Source organism: Pseudomonas aphyarum (assembly GCF_028657055.1).
GTDB classification, from domain to species: domain Bacteria; phylum Pseudomonadota; class Gammaproteobacteria; order Pseudomonadales; family Pseudomonadaceae; genus Aquipseudomonas; species Aquipseudomonas aphyarum.
Window position 1 is genome coordinate 14,489 of record NZ_JAMDGS010000023.1, and the last position, 18,484, is coordinate 32,972.

General features: G+C 61.4%; 15 protein-coding genes. 2 read left to right on the forward strand and 13 right to left on the reverse strand.

What is annotated here, in order from left to right:
* Positions 1-7: 7 nt before the first annotated feature.
* From M5G18_RS28575 to dksA, 12 genes are all read right to left on the reverse strand, one after another.
* Positions 8-1,024, reverse strand: a complete 1,017-nt coding sequence (locus tag M5G18_RS28575; protein ID WP_273897800.1) for a class I SAM-dependent rRNA methyltransferase — start codon at positions 1,022-1,024, stop codon at positions 8-10.
* A 100-nt stretch (positions 1,025-1,124) separates the two neighbouring features.
* Positions 1,125-3,062 (reverse strand): acetate--CoA ligase, encoded by a 1,938-nt coding sequence (gene acs, locus M5G18_RS28580; RefSeq protein WP_273897801.1) that lies wholly within the window; start codon positions 3,060-3,062, stop codon positions 1,125-1,127.
* 114 nt (positions 3,063-3,176) lie between these two features.
* The gene (pgi, locus tag M5G18_RS28585; protein ID WP_273897802.1) at positions 3,177-4,841 is read right to left on the reverse strand and encodes a glucose-6-phosphate isomerase; all 1,665 of its coding nucleotides are present in this window, start codon (positions 4,839-4,841) and stop codon (positions 3,177-3,179) included.
* 349 nt (positions 4,842-5,190) lie between these two features.
* Positions 5,191-6,051, reverse strand: a complete 861-nt coding sequence (panC, locus tag M5G18_RS28590; RefSeq protein ID WP_273897803.1) for a pantoate--beta-alanine ligase — start codon at positions 6,049-6,051, stop codon at positions 5,191-5,193.
* On the reverse strand, positions 6,048-6,848 hold the full coding sequence (gene panB / locus M5G18_RS28595) for a 3-methyl-2-oxobutanoate hydroxymethyltransferase (protein ID WP_273897804.1): 801 nt from the start codon (positions 6,846-6,848) through the stop codon (positions 6,048-6,050). Before panB ends, panC begins: the two co-directional genes overlap by 4 nt.
* 320 nt (positions 6,849-7,168) lie before the next feature.
* On the reverse strand, positions 7,169-7,654 hold the full coding sequence (gene folK / locus M5G18_RS28600; RefSeq protein WP_273897805.1) for a 2-amino-4-hydroxy-6-hydroxymethyldihydropteridine diphosphokinase: 486 nt from the start codon (positions 7,652-7,654) through the stop codon (positions 7,169-7,171).
* 3 nt (positions 7,655-7,657) lie between these two features.
* Positions 7,658-9,058, reverse strand: a complete 1,401-nt coding sequence (locus M5G18_RS28605) for a polynucleotide adenylyltransferase PcnB (protein ID WP_007959609.1) — start codon at positions 9,056-9,058, stop codon at positions 7,658-7,660.
* A gap of 734 nt (positions 9,059-9,792) precedes the next feature.
* Complete coding sequence (locus M5G18_RS28610) at positions 9,793-11,229, reverse strand: sigma-54-dependent transcriptional regulator (protein ID WP_085608675.1); 1,437 nt, start codon at positions 11,227-11,229, stop codon at positions 9,793-9,795.
* Positions 11,230-11,251: 22 nt separating this feature from the next.
* Complete coding sequence (locus M5G18_RS28615; protein WP_007959612.1) at positions 11,252-14,206, reverse strand: sensor histidine kinase; 2,955 nt, start codon at positions 14,204-14,206, stop codon at positions 11,252-11,254.
* A complete protein-coding gene (locus M5G18_RS28620) occupies positions 14,190-14,366 on the reverse strand; it encodes a hypothetical protein (RefSeq protein ID WP_003176118.1) in 177 nt (58 codons plus the stop codon). The genes M5G18_RS28615 and M5G18_RS28620 overlap by 17 nt, the downstream gene beginning before the upstream one ends.
* Positions 14,367-14,443: 77 nt before the next feature.
* Positions 14,444-15,340 (reverse strand): tRNA glutamyl-Q(34) synthetase GluQRS, encoded by an 897-nt coding sequence (gene gluQRS / locus M5G18_RS28625; protein WP_273897806.1) that lies wholly within the window; start codon positions 15,338-15,340, stop codon positions 14,444-14,446.
* Between the two features lie 83 nt (positions 15,341-15,423).
* Positions 15,424-15,867, reverse strand: coding sequence for an RNA polymerase-binding protein DksA (gene dksA, locus M5G18_RS28630; protein WP_007959616.1), 444 nt, complete (start codon positions 15,865-15,867; stop codon positions 15,424-15,426).
* Positions 15,868-16,201: 334 nt separating this feature from the next.
* On the opposite strand from dksA, the gene M5G18_RS28635 reads away from it, so the two are divergent.
* Together M5G18_RS28635 and sfsA are read left to right on the forward strand one after the other, a co-directional pair.
* A complete protein-coding gene (locus tag M5G18_RS28635; protein ID WP_007959618.1) occupies positions 16,202-17,374 on the forward strand; it encodes a pyridoxal phosphate-dependent aminotransferase in 1,173 nt (390 codons plus the stop codon).
* Complete coding sequence (gene sfsA / locus M5G18_RS28640) at positions 17,374-18,087, forward strand: DNA/RNA nuclease SfsA (RefSeq protein ID WP_273897807.1); 714 nt, start codon at positions 17,374-17,376, stop codon at positions 18,085-18,087. The genes M5G18_RS28635 and sfsA overlap by 1 nt, the downstream gene beginning before the upstream one ends.
* Here sfsA and M5G18_RS28645 read toward each other — a convergent pair.
* A complete protein-coding gene (locus M5G18_RS28645; protein WP_273897808.1) occupies positions 18,084-18,401 on the reverse strand; it encodes a Rieske (2Fe-2S) protein in 318 nt (105 codons plus the stop codon). The two genes, sfsA and M5G18_RS28645, sit on opposite strands and share 4 nt — an antisense overlap.
* Positions 18,402-18,484: the final 83 nt, after the last annotated feature.

Genomic DNA, 18,484 nt, shown 5'->3' on the forward strand with positions numbered 1-18,484 from the left:
GTAAAGATCAGAGCTGCAGAATCAGTGTCTTCAACGGCGGTTGTTGATCCCGCGAAGGGAAGTCGGCACCTGGCGTCATCACGCTACATTCACGCACCGGCCGCCCGGCTTTTTCGGCGCAGCGCAGCACCTGTTCGCGCCAGTCATCCATGCTGACTTTCGCCAGATTGTTGCAGCAGATCAGCACGCCATTCTCGGCGGTGGTCAGCAGGGCGGGTTTGAGCAGGCTTTGATAATCGCGCAGCAGGTCGACGGTGCCGAACGCACTCTTGGCCCACGCGGGTGGGTCGAGCAGCACCAGATCGTACTGGCGCTGTTCGAGGCGTTGATAGCTCGGCAGTTTCTGCCCGCGACGCTGGCTGATCGGCAGGCCTGCCAGTTGGCGGATCGCCGGGAAGTAGTCGGACTGGATGAATTCCATGGTCGGCAGTTGCGGGTTGAGCTGACCGTTCTCGCGCCCCACCGCCAGATTGCCCTCGGCGAAATCCAGGTTGCACACTTCGCGCGCACCGCCGGCTGCTGCGCTGAGACCGACGCCGCAGGTGTAGGCAAACAGGTTGAGTACGCTTTTGCCCTTGGCGTGATCCTTGACCCAGCCACGGGTGTTGCGCAGGTCGAGGAACAGCAGCGGATCCTGCCCGGCATGGCGTCCCCGCACGCGATAATTCAGGCCCCATTCGTGGCCGACCAGATCGGCCAGCGCGGCGTCGTCGGCGCGGTAGACGCTGTCTTCACGATCGATCCGCGAGTTGCCACGGGAGCGGTCGTTGTAGACCAGCAGGGTTTCAAGGCCCAGGGTCTGGTTGACCATGATGTGCAGTTGCAGCAGGTCTTCGCGCGCCAGGGTCTGGTGGAAGCTTTGCACCATCAGTTGCGGACCGTAGCGGTCGATGGTCAGGCCGCCGGCGCCTTCCTGGCTGCCGTGGAACAGCCGATAGCAGTCGGTGCCCTGACGGTGCAGCTCGGCGAGCAGATCCTGGCGTTGGTCGAGGGCGGCGCGCAGCGCCAGGTTCAAGGAAGACATGCGGGCGCCTTGCTGGAGGGAATCGGGGCGCGGGAGTTTAGCAGCAACTCGGCTGCAAGCGGCGAGCTTCAAGCTTGAGGCTCGCCGCTTGCAGCAGCGCTTACTGGTTCAGGCGTTTATCGATCAAGCCCTGCACCACGCTCGGATCCGCCAGCGTCGAAGTGTCGCCAAGGCTGTCAAGTTCGTTGCAGGCGATCTTGCGCAGGATCCGCCGCATGATCTTGCCCGAGCGGGTTTTCGGCAGTGCCGGGGCCCACTGGATCAGGTCCGGTTTGGCGAAACTGCCGATTTCCTTGCTGACGTGGGCCAGCAGTTCTTTCTTCAGTTCATCGTTGGGCTCGGTGCCGTTCATCGGTGTGACGAACGCATAAATCCCCTGGCCTTTGACGTCGTGGGGATAACCGACCACGGCGGCCTCGGCAATGCTGTCGTGCAGCACCAGCGCACTTTCCACCTCGGCGGTGCCGATGCGATGGCCGGAGACATTGATCACGTCATCGATGCGCCCGGTGATCCAGTAATCGCCGTCCTCGTCGCGGCGGGCGCCGTCGCCGGTGAAGTAGTAACCGGGATAGGGCTTGAAGTAGGTGTCGACCATGCGCTGCGGATCGCCGTACACGCTGCGGATCTGCGCCGGCCAGCTCGACTTGATCGCCAGCACGCCGCTGCCGGCGCCCTTGATTTCCTTGCCGTGCTCATCGAGCAGCACCGGTTGCACGCCGAACATCGGCTGGGTGGCGCAACCCGGTTTGATCCGCTGGGCGCTGACCAGCGGGCTGAGCATGATGCCGCCGGTTTCGGTCTGCCACCACGTGTCGACTATCGGGCAGCGCTGTTCGCCGACGACGTTGAAATACCATTCCCACGCTTCCGGGTTGATTGGCTCACCGACACTACCGAGCAATCTGAGGCTTTGTCGCGAAGTTTCCTGCAAGGGCCCGGCGCCTTCACGCATCAACGCCCTCAATGCAGTCGGCGCGGTGTAGAAGATGTTGACCTTGTGTTTGTCGATCACCTGCCAGAACCGCGAAGTGCTCGGATAGCTCGGCACGCCTTCGAATATCAGGGTGGTCGCGCCGTTGGCCAGCGGGCCGTAGACGATGTAACTGTGGCCGGTGACCCAGCCGACGTCGGCGGTGCACCAGAACACTTCACCGTCGCGGTAGTCGAGCACGTACTTGAAGGTCATCGCCGCTTGCAGCAGGTAACCGCCGGTGGTGTGCAGCACGCCCTTGGGTTTGCCGGTGCTGCCGGAGGTGTAGAGGATGAACAGCAGGTCTTCGGCGTCCATCGGTTCCGGCGGGCAATCGTCGCTGACGTCGCGTACGGCCTGGTGATACCAGAGGTCGCGGCCTTCGACCCAATCGACGTTGTTCTGGGTGCGCTCGACCACCACGACCGTGCTGACATTCGGGCAACTCTGCAGGGCCTTGTCGACATTCTGTTTCAGTGGCACGAATTTGCCACCGCGCACGCCCTCGTCGGCGGTGATCACGGTGCGGCAGTCGGCGTCGAGAATGCGGTCGCGCAACGAGTCCGGGGAGAAACCGCCAAACACCACCGAATGAATCGCGCCGATCCGCGCGCAGGCGAGCATGGCGTAGGCGGCTTCGGGAATCATCGGCATGTAGATGCACACCCGGTCGCCTTTTTTCACGCCACGGCTTTTCAGCACGTTGGCCAGGCGGCAGACGTGGTGATGGAGTTTGCTGTAGGTGATTTGCGTCGATTCGGCAGGGTCGTCGCCTTCCCAGAGGATGGCGGTCTGATCGCCGCGCGTTTCCAGATGGCGGTCGATGCAGTTGTAGCTGACGTTCAGCTTGCCACCGGCAAACCAGGTGGCGTCGCCGGTCTTCAGGTCATAGCGCTGGACGGTCTGCCACGGCGTGCTCCAGTCGAGAAAGCGGGTGGCCTGTTCGGCCCAGAAGGTGCTGGGGTGTTCAATGGATTCGCGGTACAGGCGCTGGTAGTCGTCCTGACTCAACTGTGCAGCCCGGCGGACGGCATCGGCTTTGGGGAACGTGCTGATATCGAACATGACGGTTCCTTATTCTTGTTGTGCGACAAGGATAAAGATGCGCCGAGAGCGGAGAGGGTTCAATACCTGTAAACAAACACCCCCTCATGGCGAGGGGGTGTGTTCAGGGCGGGATCAGCCGCGGTGACGGCCGCGGAAGTAGTTGATCAGGCCTTGGGTGGACGGGTCTTCAGCGGCGGTTTCTTCGCTGCCGACCAGGCGGTTGTAGACGCCTTTGCCCAGTTCCTTGCCCAGTTCCACGCCCCACTGGTCGAAGGCGTTGATGCCCCAGACCACGCTTTGCACGAAGACTTTGTGTTCGTACATCGCCACCAGTGCGCCGAGACGACGCGGGCTGATGCGCTCGACCACCAGGGTGTTGCTCGGACGGTTGCCCGGGATCACCTTGTGCGGTGCCAGTTTCTGCACTTCGGCTTCGCTCATGCCCTTGTCGCGCAGTTCCGCTTCGGCTTCCGGCAGGGTCTTGCCGAGCATCAGCGCCTGGCTCTGCGAGAGGCAGTTGGCGTACAGCCACTGGTGGTGGTCGGAGACCGGGTTGAAGCTGACGATCGGCACAATGAAGTCGGCCGGAATCAGTTGGGTGCCTTGGTGCAGCAACTGGTGGTAAGCATGCTGACCGTTGCAGCCGACGCCGCCCCAGATCACCGGGCCAGTGTCGGTCGACACCGGGGTGCCGTCCTGACGCACGCTCTTGCCGTTGGATTCCATGTCCAGCTGTTGCAAGTGCTTGGTGATGTTACGCAGGTAGTGGTCGTACGGCAGGATCGCGTGGCTTTGCGCGCCCCAGAAGTTGCCGTACCACACGCCGAGGAGGGCCAGCAACACCGGCATGTTCTGTTCGAACGGCGCGCTCTGGAAATGCTGGTCCATGGTGTAGGCACCGGACAGCAGTTCCTTGAAGTTGGACATGCCGATGGCCAGCGCGATTGGCAGGCCGATGGCCGACCACAGCGAGTAACGACCGCCGACCCAGTCCCACATCGGGAAGATGTTTTCTTCGCGGATACCGAAGGCCACGGCTGCCGCGTTGTTGCTCGATACGGCGATGAAGTGGCGATACAGCTCGGCTTCCGAACCGCCCTGAGCCAGGTACCAGGCACGTGCAGCCTGGGCGTTCTTCAGGGTTTCGAGGGTGTTGAACGACTTCGACGAAACGATGAACAGCGTGGTCTCGGCGCGCAGTTTCTGCGTCAGCTCGTGGAATTCGCTGCCGTCGATGTTCGCCAGATAGTGGCAACGCACGCCTTTCTGGGCGTAAGACAGCAGGGCTTCGGAGACCAGCTCGGGGCCGAGGAAAGAGCCACCGATGCCGATGTTCACAACGTCAGTGATCGGCTTCTCGGTGTAACCGCGCCACAGACCGTCGTGGATGCGGCCCACGAGATCGGTGATCTGGTTCAGCACCTTGTGTACTTCAGGCATCACGTTGACGCCGTTGACCGACAGCTTGTCGCCAACCGGGCGACGCAGGGCGGTGTGCAGCGCCGGGCGGCCTTCGGAGGAGTTGACGATTTCGCCGTCGAACAGCGCCTTGATCGCGCCCTTGAGATCGACTTCATTGGCCAGACCCACCAGCAGGTTGCGGGTCTCGGCGTTGATCAGATTCTTCGAATAGTCGAGAAACAGTCCGCAGCTGCTGAGGGTGAACTGATTGAAGCGCTGCGGATCGGCGTTGAAGGCTTCGCGCATGCTGAAATCCTGCATGGCTTGGCGGTGATCTTTCAACGCTTGCCAGGCAGGCAGAGCGGTAACGTCATGAGGAGTGCGGTAGTACGCCATCGCTGCGGTTTTCCTTTTTACTTGAACGGCCTTTTGAACTCTGAAAAGACCTCCCCGCCATGTTTGGGCGAGGGGGCAACTGCGTCGACACGATTACTTTGGCGCAGGGCGAATACAGTAAACCCAGCGCCGCGATCTGTCTTGGCTTTGTCTGACCTGTTTTCGGTACTTTTTTAACATTGATAACAGACGGGGCCGACAGACGGCGAGTAATGCGAGCAAGTCCCTGCTTATCGCGTGGCGTCGAACGGCAGGAAGTTTGCCCGATGGGCAGGTGCTCAGCAATACGGTCTGGAAGGGCGTGCAGACGCTGTGGGAGCGGGGTTGCTCCCACAGCGTTTGCCGGTGTTCAGGCGGGGGTATCGAGATTCAGATGCAGGTTGTCGATCAACCGGGTGGTGCCGAGGAAGGCCGCGACCAGAATCACCAGATCACGATCCTCCGCCGTTGCCGGACGCAGGGTCAGGGCGTGGCGGATCTCCAGATAATCCGGACGCAGACCGGCGGCTTCCAGTTGCTGGCGTTGCGCCTGGATCAGGGCAGGGAAGTCGCGTTCACCTTGCTTGATCGACTCGGCAATGCTGCTCAGGGTGCGATAGACCACCGGCGCCACGGCGCGCTGTTCTTCACTGAGGAAACCGTTGCGCGAGGACAGCGCCAGTCCATCGGCGGCACGCACGGTCGGCTCGCCAATGATCTGGATCGGCATGTTCAGGTCGTGCACCAGCGCGCGGATTACCGCCAGTTGCTGGAAGTCTTTCTGGCCGAAGATCGCCAGGTCCGGCTGGACCATGTTGAACAGCTTGCTGACCACCGTCGCCACGCCTTCGAAGTGCCCCGGACGGCTGGCGCCGCACAGACCTTCGGAGAGTTGCGGCACGCTGACCCGGGTCTGCCCGGCCATGCCGTCGGGGTACATTTCTTCGACGGTCGGGGCGAACAGCAGATCGCATCCGGCTTCCAGCAGTTTTTCCTGATCCGCCGCCAGGGTGCGCGGGTACTTGTCGAGGTCTTCGCCGACGCCGAACTGCAGCGGGTTGACGAAAATGCTCGCGACCACGAAGTCCACGCGCTGGGTGGCTTTGGTGATCAGGGCAATGTGGCCGCTGTGCAGGTTGCCCATGGTCGGCACGAAGCCGATGCGCTTGCCTTCACTGCGGGCGCGCGCCACGGCGGCGCGCAGTTCACGTACGGTTTTGACGGTGTTCATGCAGAGAATCCGTGTTCGATCCCGGGGAAAGTGATGGCTTTGACTTCGCTGACGTAAGCCTTCAGCGCGGACTGGATGCTGTCCTGACCCTGCATGAAGTTCTTCACGAACTTCGGCACGCGACCGCTGATCGACAGGCCGAGCATGTCGTGCAGTACCAGCACCTGACCGTCGGTGTCGCTGCCGGCGCCAATGCCGATCACCGGAATCTTCACAGCCTGGCTGATTTCAGCCGCCAGTTCGCTCGGCACGCATTCGAGCAGCAGCATGGCCGCACCGGCCTGCTCCAGCGAGATCGCGTCGGCGCGCATCTGGCGTGCCTGGTTCTCGTTGCGCCCCTGCACTTTATAGCCACCGAGAATGTTCACGGCTTGCGGGGTCAGGCCCATGTGGGCGCAGACCGGCACGCCGCGTTCGGCCAGCAGGCGGATCGAGTCCGCCAGCCACAAGGCGCCTTCGACCTTGACCATGTGCGCGCCGGCCTGCATCAGCAGGGCGCTGTTGGTCATGGTTTGTTCGAGGGTGGCGTTGGCCATGAACGGCAGGTCGGCCAGGATCAGGGCATCAGAGTTGCCGCGTTTGACGCTGGCAACGTGGTAGGCCATTTCTGCGGTGGTCACCGGCAGGGTGCTGTCGTGACCCTGCAGGACCATGCCGAGGGAGTCGCCCACCAGCAGCACTTCGACACCGGCCTCGTTGCAGGCGTGGGCGAAGGTCGCGTCATAGCAGGTCAGCATGGTGATCTTTTCACCTTTCTGCTTGAGGCTCTGGAGCGTGGTCAGGGTGATGGCTGGCATGTAAGAAATCCTCGTTCAGGCGCTTTGGAAACTACTGCGAGTAACGCGCGTGATTCGTCATCTATTCAGGCGCACGCTCTTTTGTCGTGCTTATAAGGCCTGGATTGCGCCCTTGTATGCCGGGTTGGCGGCAGCGGGACGCCTATAGTCGTGATGAGGCCTCAGGAAGTCAATTGCATGTGTTACCGCATTGTTACGAGGGGAGTGTTACCGGCGTTACTGATGCGATTCAGCGGGCCGGCGGGCCTGATCTGCGGGGTTTTTGTCCTACAAGAACGCAAAATGCGGGAGCCGGTTGGCGCCCGCATCAGCGGTGTGTGTCAGGCGTGAGGGAGGCGTTCGAGGCCGACGAACGGGCAGGCTTTCAGAAGGTCGGCAAGGTTGCGGCCATCGGCCAGACGCAGATCTTCGGGCGCCAGTTCGGCCAGGGGGTAGAGAACGAACGCGCGTTCCTGCATGTGGTAATGCGGGACTTTGAGGCGCGGCTCATCGATCAGGCGATCACCGAACAGCAGAATGTCCAGATCCAGCGTGCGCGGGCCCCAGCGCTCCAGGCGTTCGCGGCCCTGGCCGTTTTCGATCGCCTGCAAGGCATCGAGCAGTTCCAGCGGGGCGAGTGTGCTGTCGAGCGCCGCGACCGCGTTGGTGTAACGCGGTTGGCCCGGCAGCAGCGAGTCGCTCTGGTAGAAGGCGGACACGCCGACCAGTTCGGTGTCGGGCAATTGCCCCAGCGCGTCGACCGCGCTGCGCAGTTGTTCGGCCGGGTCAGCCAGGTTGCTGCCCATGCCGATGTAGATGCGTTCCATGTCTTATTCGCCCGTGGCGCTCGGTGCGCCAGCACGTTTGCGCTTGGAACCGCTGCTGCGGCGACGCTTGCGCGGTGCGCCACTGGCGTCATCACCCTTGCCGCTGAGGTCGCGGATCATGTCGCGACGTTCGCTGTCGTTGGCGTCCTGATAATCGGTCCACCATTCACCCAGGCCATCGGTCTGCTCGCCGGCGCTTTCACGTAGCAGCAGGAAGTCGTAGCCGGCGCGGAAGCGCGGATTGTCCAGCAGCAGGTCGGCGCGTTTGCCGCTACGGCGTGGCAGGCGTTCCTGCATGTCCCAGATCTCGCGGATCGGCATGGTGAAACGTTTTGGAATCGCGATGCGCTGGCACTGTTCGGCGATCAGTTCGTGAGCGCCTTCCTGCATGGCCGGAATCGGCGGCATGCCGCGCTCTTGCAGACGCAACACGCGGGCCGGCAGGGCAGGCCACAGCAGCGCGGCGAACAGGAACGCCGGGGTTACCGGTTTGTTCTGCTTGATCCGCAGGTCGGTGTTGGTCAGTGCTTCGCTGATCAGCGTGTGGGTGTATTCCGGGTTGTGTTCCAGCGCATCGGCACTGGCCGGGAACAGCGGCGCGAACAGTTGCAGGTCGACCAGCATCTCGAAGGTGATGGCACCGTGACCGGAGAGGAACAGCTTGAGCACTTCCTCGAACAGGCGGGCCGACGGGATCTCGCGCAGCATCGGCGCCAGTTCGCGGATCGGCTGGACGGTGTGCTTCTCGATACCGAAATTGAGCTTGGCGGCGAAACGCACGGCCCGCAGCATCCGCACCGGGTCTTCCTGGTAACGCTGCTTCGGGTCGCCGATCAGACGGATCAGGTGATTGCGGATGTCGTGCACGCCGTTGGCGTAGTCGAGGATGCGCTCGCTGACCGGATCGTAATACAGGGCGTTGATGGTGAAGTCGCGGCGTTGCGCGTCTTCTTCCAGGGTGCCGTAGACGTTGTCGCGCAGAATGCGTCCGCTCTCGTTGCGCGAAGACTGGTTACTGTCTTCGTCGTCTTCGTTTTGCGGGTGATTGGCGCGGAAGGTCGCGACTTCGATGATTTCGCGACCGAAATGGATGTGTACCAGCTTGAAGCGGCGACCGATGATCCGCGCATTGCGGAATTCGGCACGAACCTGCTCGGGGGTGGCGCTGGTGGCGACGTCGAAGTCTTTGGGCGTGATGCCCAGCAGCATGTCTCGCACGCAACCGCCAACCAGGTAGGCCTGGTAGCCGGCGCCCTGCAGGCGTTCGACGATGTTGACCGCGTAACGGCTGAATTGCGCCTTCTGCAGCGAATGTTGGCCGCTGTTGAGGACTTCAGGCGTGCTACGGATGTGTTGCGTACGACGCAGGGGAGTTCGGAATGACTGGAACAGCTTCTTCAGCATGGGATGCACTGTTTGAAGGAATGTTCGGCCATACCAGAGAATGACCGCATGATGGGCCGGGATTCTAGCATTTAGTCGAGGGATGGTGTAGGACGCTGCCGTTTTGCGCTGCAAGCCGCAGGCTAGAGGGGATAAAGATGCGTCAGAAGGGGGGATTTGCCGTAAAGGAGAAACTACAAGGGGAGCCGAAGCTCCCCAAGAAGTAGTTGCGTGCTCTTTTTATTATTGATTCGGGCTTCTTGTTTTTGTTGAGTGCCCTCGCCATGAAGCTTTTCCTTCATGACCCTCCCAATCGGGAGCCAAGAGCAAACGGATTGCTTTGGTCGCTGTGTTGCAGTGATCTTGCGATCCAACCAGTACAGGCTCTGTCTTAAGACAGTTTTTGTTGTTCTCGGCCTGGTCGTGGGGCTAGCCCCAAATACAACGCCTCTCCAAAAGAATCAGTTAGCTGCGCCTCTCGCCGTCTTGTTTTTATTGTGCGTGAGTCGATTCGTCTTATTTTTATTGTCTTGTGCATTGCTTGTTATTGTTCTTGTACCAAACATATAGCAGGTGCCGTGCCAACTTTTTCGAACCCCAATAAAACAAGGGGTTAGGTCGATATAACCGTTTTCGCAGGGCGAAAAAAAGCCGGGGTTTCGTTACCGATAACCCCGGCTTCTGTTACGTGAAAGGACTGAGGTAACAGTTTTTTCACATCTTCAACGGTAACCCGCACACTCGACAGGTAACGTTCAGCTCTCGCTGGCGACCCCGGTCTTGCGCCGTGGAATGCCCAGACGCTGACGACGTTCCCACAAGCATTTGCGGCTGACGCCCAGTTTGCGCGCCAGTTCGGTCTCGGTCATGTGGTCCTGATGCTCGAGTACGAAATGCTGGAAGTAGTCTTCCAGTGACAGGTCTTCGGTCGGTTCGTGGCTGCTGTTGCTGGCGTTACCGGGCTGTTGAGCCGGCAGGCCGATGAATTCGTCGTCCTCCAGGTCGCCCAGTTCGATGTCGATGCCCAGCAGGTCGGCAGAGATTTCCGGGCTTTCGCTCAGAATCACCGCGCGCTCGACGGCGTTTTCCAGCTCCCGCACGTTACCCGGCCAGGAGTAGTGCCGGATCGCCTGTTCGGCATCGGCAGCAAATTTCAGGTCGGTGCGGTTGATGCGGGCGCTCTGACGAGCGAGGAACGCATTGGCGATTTCGTTGACGTCGGCGCCACGCTCACGCAGGGCCGGCAGTTTCAGCGCGATCACGTGGAGGCGGTAATACAAGTCTTCACGGAACTGGCCGATTTTCGCCAGGCTCTTGAGGTCCCGGTGGGTTGCAGCGATCAACCGGACATCGACCTTCTGCGACTGGACCGAGCCCACCCGGCGAATCTCGCCTTCCTGCAATACGCGCAGCAAACGAGCCTGAGCTTCGAGTGGCAACTCGCCGATCTCGTCGAGGAACAGCGTGCCGCCGTCCGCCGCTTCCACCAGACCGGCGCGACCGGCGCTGGCACCGGTGAACGCGCCTTTTTCGTGACCGAACAGTTCGGACTCGATCAGGCTTTCCGGAATGGCTGCGCAGTTCACCGAGATCATCGGCGCCTTGGCGCGCTTCGACAGGTTGTGCAGGGCACGGGCCACCAGTTCTTTACCGGTACCGGATTCACCCTGGATCAGCACATTGGAATCGGTCGGGGCGACTTTACGGATCTTGCCGTAAAGGTCCTGCATCGGCGGACACGAGCCGATGATGCCGATTTCGCCATTGCTGTTGTCGATGGCGGATTTGCCGCTGCCATTGGCTGATTTGGCGGGAGCTGCTTCGCCGGCGGCAGGCGCCGACTGGCGATCACGCAGGATCCGCGCGACAGCCTGAAGCATTTCATCGTGGTCGAAAGGCTTGGCGATGTAATCCACCGCGCCCATCTTCATCGAGTCGACCGCCGAGCGCAGGCTGGCGTAGCTGGTCATGATCAGCACCGGCGTGCCCTGGCCGAGCTTGATCAGCTCGGTGCCCGGAGCGCCCGGCAGTCGCAGGTCGCTGACGATCAGATCGAATGTGGGAATACTGAAGCGTTCTTGTGCTTCCTGCACTGAACCGGCTTCGCTGACCTGGTACTGGTTGCGTTCCAGCAGGCGGCGCAAGGCGGAGCGGATAATGGTTTCGTCTTCGACGATCAAAATGTGCGGCATTGATTCGATACTCTCGACGGTCTCAGTTCACAGCGGACGTCGCTTCGACATGGCGCGGCAATGTCACCCGGATACGGGTGCCGCGCTGGCTCTGAACATCAGCCGGGCTGTCGATGGTGATTTGTCCATAATGCTCTTCAACGATGGAATAGACCAGTGCAAGGCCCAGACCGGTGCCTTCGCCAGGATCCTTGGTGGTGAAGAAGGGTTCGAACAATCGGTCCATGATGCTCGACGGAATACCGCTGCCTTCGTCTTCGACGATCAGATCGACCGTGTGTTCGCCGGCCTCGCTCTTGACCCGCACCGCACTGCCGGCAGGCGAGGCATCGCGGGCGTTGGAGAGCAGATTGATCAGTACCTGGGCGAGCCGCTGCGGATCGCCTTCGACCCAGTGATCGGGATCGCACAGGTTGTAGAACTGGACTTCAAAATTGCGCCGGTTCAGGGCCAGCAGGCCGATGGCGTCCTGGGCGACTTCCGCCAGACAAACGGGCTCGTCGCTGTGCTGATGGCTGCCGGCGTGGGCGAAGCTCATCAACGACTGGACGATGCGTGACACGCGTTTGGTCTGCTCGAGGATCTGGCCGCTGATTTCTGTCAGCTCACCGTCCTCTTCGCGCTCTTCCCGCAGGTTTTGCGCGAGGCAGGCGATGCCGGTGATCGGGTTGCCGATTTCGTGAGCAACACCCGCCGCGAGTCGGCCGATGCTGGCCAGGCGCTCGGAATGCACCAGTTTGTCTTCGAGCATCTGGGTTTCGGTCAGGTCTTCCACCAGCAGCACCAGGCCGCTATTGCCCGGAGCCAGCGGTTCGTCGATGGCCGCTTTGTGCAGGTTCAGCCAGCGGGTCTGGCCGTCGAGGGCCAGGTGCTGTTTGTGCAAGTGCTCGTCGGGCAGGTGGATGAAGCCTTGCAGCAGATCTTTCCACGGATTGGCGATGGTGCTCAGGCGCGAGCCGACCACCCGTTGCGCGGCAATCCCGGTCAGTTCCTCCATGGCCTTGTTCCACATCAGGATCTCCTGATCCTTGGCCAGCGAGCAGACGCCCATCGGCAATTCCTGCAGGGTCTGGCGGTGGTAGCGGCGCAGGGCGTCGAGTTCGGCCGCCAGACCGGTCAGGCGCGAGTGGTAATCCTCGAGGCGGCTTTCGATGAAGTGGATGTCTTCAGTGACGTAGTTTTCACCGCCAGCCTTGTATGGCAAGAAGGTTTCCACCATGTCCTGGGCGACGCTCGGGCCCATCAGGCCGGAGAGGTTGGCTTCGATCCGGTCACGCAGGCGGCGCAAGGCATAAGGGCGGCGCTCGTCGAATGGCAGATAAAGGTCGCGCAGGGCCTGCTCAACTTCTTTCTGCGCAGCCTTGGCGCCCAGCGGTTTGGCCAGTTGCGTGGCGAATTCTTGCGGGGAGGCGGCGTGCAATTCGCGGCGTTGCGGGCGACGTACGTTGTCCACAGCGCAGGCTTCGGCGGCGCTGGCCTCTTCGGGGCTGGCATTGGTGAACAGCGAAATCAGCGTGAACATCAGGACGTTGGCCGCCAGCGAGGCGATGGCCGCCATGTGCCAACTGGTGTCGTCCAGCACGTAGATCATGTTCAGCAGCGGAATATAGAAACCCTGCAGATTGCCGACCAGCGGCAACAGCATGGTCACGACCCACACCACAATCCCCGCCAACAGACCGGCGATAAAGCCGCGGCGATTGGCGGTCGGCCAGTACAGCACCGACAGCACGCCCGGCAGGAATTGCAGAGTCGCAACGAAGGCGACGATGCCGAGGTTGGCCAGATCCTGCTCGGCGCCGAGCATCAGGTAGAAGCAGAAACCGGCCATGATGATCGCGACGATCAGCGCCCGACGAGTCCATTTCAACCAGCGATAGATATTGCCCTCGGCCGGTGGCTGATAGAGCGGCAGCACCAGATGGTTCAGCGCCATGCCCGACAGCGCCAGCGTGGTGACGATGATCAGGCCGCTGGCTGCCGACAGTCCGCCGACATAGGCCAGCAACGCCAGCGACTTGCTGTTGGCGGCGATGCCGATACCGAGGGTGAAGTATTCCGGATTGGTGGTTGCGCCGAGTTTCAGGCCGGCCCAGAGAATCAGCGGCACGGCCAGGCTCATCAACAGCAGGAACAGCGGCAGGCCCCAGCTCGCGCTGACCAGCGAGCGTGGGTTGAGGTTTTCGGTGAAGGTCATGTGATACATGTGCGGCATCACGATCGCCGAGGCGAAAAACACCAGCAGCAACGTGCGCCACGGGCCTTCCTGCAATGGCGTGTGCAGAGCGGCGAGGGCGGTCTGGTTCTGCAGCAGCCACAGTTCAAGCTGTTGCGGGCCGTCGAATACGCCGTACAGCGCGTAGAGGCCGACGCCGCCGAGGGCGGCCAGTTTGATCACCGATTCGAAGGCAATCGCGAACACCAGCCCTTCGTGCTTTTCACGGGTGGCGATGTGACGGGAGCCAAAGAAGATCGTGAACAGGATGATCAGCGCACAGAACGCCAGGGCCACGCGATTCTGCACCGGTTCGCCGGTGAGAATACCGATGGAATCGGCCACCGCCTGGATCTGCAACGCCAGCAACGGCAATACGCCGATCAGCATGAAGATCGTGGTCAGCGCACCGGCCCAGGTGCTGCGGAAGCGGAAGGCGAACAGGTCCGCCAGCGACGACAGTTGATAGGTGCGGGTGATCTTGAGGATCGGATACAACAGCACCGGCGCCAGCAGAAACGCGCCGGAGACCCCGAGATAGCTGGACAGAAAACCGTAGCCGTACTGATAGGCCAGACCGACCGTGCCATAGAACGCCCACGCACTGGCGTAAACCCCCAACGACAGGGTGTAGGTCAACGGATGGCGAATGATCGCCCGCGGGATCATGCCCCGTTCACTGATCCACGCCACACCGAACAACGCGGCCAGGTAGGCGGCGCTGATCAGCAGCATCTGGGTCAGGCTAAAGCTCATCGGCATCTTTTTGGCTCTGCAGGATGAAGGTCACGACAATCAGGATCAGCCAGAGCAGATAAGGGCGATACCAGGCGCCCGTAGCGTCGATCCACCAATCCATGATGGCGGGAGAAAACAGGTAGATCCCCACGACCAGAAGCAGGACCAAGCGATAGATGTACATCCCGGCCTCTCTTTTTTATGCGCGTGCCCGAAAACGTGCGGCGATGGTAACGGATGGGCGCGCCACTGCAAGTGTCGTCACAGCAGTTGCGCTTCGGGCAGGGTCAGTGTGCGCGGGATTTTCAAGGCATCCCAGTGGGCGCTGCCCCAGTTCAACAGTTCCTGCGGCGAGGCGTGGGCCAGTTCGGGCCCCGGGTTTTGCCCCAGTGCGCGCAGAGCCCGCAACAATAGTGGCGTGGCCTGATCGGCTTCCAGCGGTGGCGAGCGATAGGACTTGCCGAGCTTGTTGCCGTCCGGCTGGGTAATCAGTGGCAGATGCAGATAGCGCGGTTGGCGCAGGCCCAGCAATTCCTGCAGGTAGAGCTGACGCGGCGTGGAGTCGAGCAGATCGGCGCCGCGCACGATGTCGGTGATGCCCTGCCAGGCATCGTCCAGCACCACCGCCAGTTGGTAGGCGTAGAGGCCGTCGCGGCGGCGGATGACGAAATCTCCCACGTCACGGCCCAGATGCTGGCGGTATTCGCCCTGCACCCGGTCGATGAAGTGGTATTCCAGCTCCGGCACGCGCAGGCGAATCGCCGCGTCTTCCTGGCCATGGCCGGCATTGCGGCACAGACCCGGATAAATGCCGTGGTACGGCTCCAGTTGTTTTCGCGAGCAGGTGCAGGCATAGGCGAGGCCGTGATTGAACAGGCTGTCGAGCACTTGCGCATAGGCCTCGTGCCGATCGCTCTGGCGGACCATGTCGCCGTCCCATTCGAAGCCATAGCTTTCCAGCGCCTTGAGAATCGCCGCTTGCGCGCCCGGTTCCTCGCGAGGCGGATCGAGGTCTTCCATGCGCACCAGCCAGCGGCCATTCACCGAGCGGGCATCCAGATAAGAGGCGAGCGCCGCTACCAGCGAGCCAAAGTGCAGGTGTCCACTGGGGGTCGGGGCAAAGCGGCCAATATAGGCGGGGGAGGTGTTGGCAGTCATGAGGGCGATGTTACTTGAGAGTCAAAAAACAGCAGAAACAAAAACGGAGCGTTCGCACGCTCCGTTTTTCGTTCAGGCCGGGATTATTTGCCGACCTGCTTTTCCTTGATTTCCGCCAGGTTCTTGCAGTCGACGCACATGTCGGCAGTCGGACGGGCTTCAAGGCGCTTGACGCCGATCTCGATGCCGCAAGAGTCGCACCAGCCGTACTCTTCGTCTTCGATCAGTTGCAGGGTCTTGTCGATCTTCTTGATCAGTTTGCGCTCGCGGTCGCGGGCGCGCAGCTCGAGGGCGAACTCTTCTTCCTGGCTGGCACGGTCGGCCGGATCAGGAAAGTTGGCCGCTTCGTCTTTCATGTGATCAACAGTGCGGTCGACTTCCTGCATCAAGTCCAGTTTCCACTTGGTCAGGATCTTGGTGAAGTGCGCGCGCATTGGAGCGCCCATGTACTCTTCGCCCGCTTTCGGGACGTAGGGTTCGAAACCGCTGAGTGTCTGACTTGCCTGTTGCTTTGCTTGGGTGGGCATGAAATGGACCGCCTCTACTCTTGTAATCCATTGCGCAGGATTGCTCCATCACCGACACCTGCCGGCCCTGCGGCTGCAAGCGGGCGAACTTACCAGATCAATTCGGCCCGCGCTACTCCCGGATGTCGAGCGCGCGGCCGGTGGGGCTTGCAAATGTTTGCCAAGCCATGTCGGGCAATGTTGCAGACCTGCTCAATCACTGATTTTAGTCAATCCTGGAGCGTACGCTCGGGTCGTTACAGTCCAGTGTTCTTGAGGCTGTGACCGCTGCGGGTTCTCGCTCGTTCCGGCAGATGGGTAGAATCGTTTCTTTTCCCTCGTTGAAGGAAGGCCAATGGCTCAGCCCTACAGTGCGCGCAGTCGTGCGATCGAACCGTTCCATGTGATGGCGTTGCTGGCGCGGGCCAATGAATTGCAGGCCGCCGGCCACGACGTGATCCACCTGGAAATCGGCGAACCGGACTTCACCACCGCCGAGCCGATCATCCGCGCCGGCCAGCAAGCTTTGACAGACGGGAAAACCCGCTACACCGCGGCCCGTGGCATTCCCGAGCTGCGCGAGGCGATTTCCGGTTTCTATCAAACGCGCTACGGCCTGAACATCGATCCACGCCGGATTCTCATCACGCCCGGCGGTTCCGGTGCGTTGCTGCTGGCCAGTGCGTTGCTGGTGGATCCGGGTAAACACTGGCTGCTGGCCGACCCCGGCTATCCTTGCAACCGGCATTTTCTGCGGTTGGTCGAGGGCGCGGCGCAGCTTGTGCCGGTCGGCCCGGACGTTCGCTATCAACTGACGCCGGACCTGGTGGCGCGCCACTGGGATCACGACAGCGTCGGTGCGCTGGTCGCTTCGCCAGCCAACCCGACCGGTACGATTCTGACCCGCGATGAGCTGGCCGGTTTATCCACAGCCATCAAGGCGCGTCACGGGCATCTGGTGGTGGACGAGATCTATCACGGCCTGACTTATGGCACCGACGCGGCCAGTGTGCTGGAAGTCGATGACAGCGCATTTGTTCTTAACAGTTTCTCCAAATATTTCGGCATGACCGGATGGCGCCTCGGCTGGCTGGTGGCGCCGGATGCGGCGGTCAGTGAACTGGAAAAACTCGCGCAGAACCTCTACATCAGTGCGCCAAGCATGGCCCAGCATGCGGCGCTGGCCTGTTTCGAGCCGGACACCATCGCGATTCTCGAAGAGCGCCGCGCCGAATTTGGCCGTCGCCGTGACTTCCTGTTGCCGGCATTGCGTGAACTGGGCTTCAACATTGCCGTGGAGCCGGAAGGCGCGTTCTATTTGTATGCCGATATCAGCCAGTTCGGCGGTGATGCCTTCGCGTTCTGCCGGCATTTCCTCGAAACCGAACATGTGGCCTTCACTCCGGGGCTGGATTTCGGCCGCTATCAGGCCGGCCATCATGTGCGCTTTGCCTACACGCAAAACCTCCCTCGCTTACAGGAAGCGGTAGAACGCATCGCACGTGGCTTGAAGAGCTGGCAAGGCTGATGCGCTTTCATCCTCCTCTCGAAGAAGGCCGGTTGATCCGCCGTTACAAGCGTTTTCTCGCCGATATCGAAACCGTTGGCGGCGAGTTGCTGACCATTCATTGCCCGAACACCGGCTCGATGCTCAATTGTCAGGTCGAGGGCGGGCAGGTCTGGTTCAGCCGCTCCAATGACCCCAAGCGCAAACTGCCTGGCACCTGGGAAGTCGGCGAAACACCGCAGGGGCGGCTGTTTTGCGTGAACACCGGGCGCGCCAACACACTGGTCGAAGAAGCCTTGCAGTCCGGCGTCATCAGTGAATTGAATGGGTTTACCGGGCTCAAGCGCGAAGTGGCATACGGACAGGAAAAGAGCCGGATCGATTTCCGCCTCGACTACCCGACGGGCCCGGCGTACGTGGAAGTGAAAAGTGTCACGCTGGGTTTCGACGGCACGGCGGTCGCGGCATTTCCCGATGCAGTGACAGAGCGCGGCGCCAAGCATTTGCGTGAGCTGGCGCATTTGGCCAGGGACGGGATTCGCGCGGTGCAGTTGTACTGCGTCAATCTCACCGGCATCGAAGCGGTGCGTCCTGCCGAGGAAATCGACTCGGCCTACGCCGCCGCGCTGCGTGAGGCGGTGGCGTGCGGGGTCGAAGTCCTGGCGTACGGCGTGCGTTTGAGCCATGAAGAGATGGTGATCGACCAGCGCCTGGAGGTGCTGCTCAACGGTTAAACATCGACCCACAGCCCTTGCGCGTCTTCACGGCAAGGGATGGCCGTCAGCGATTGCCCGGCGCACGGGCCGGCGACGCATTCACCGTCTTCGATCAGAAACAGTGCGCCGTGGGTGGCGCACTGGATCAGGCTGTTGCTCGGGTCGAGAAACTGGTCGGGCTGCCATTCCAGGCCGACGCCCCGATGCGGGCAGCGATTGAGATAGACGTAAGCCTGCCCCGCGCGGCGCACGGCAAACAGTTTTTTCCCGTCGATATCGAAACCGCGACTGCCGCCCTCAACCAGATCGGCGCCCGCGCAAAGAAACTTCATGGCTATCCTCAAATGTCGGCTCGTGTCTGGATATGTCCGAGCTTGACGTTCAAATGCAAACAATTATCAAATGGCCGCCTTCG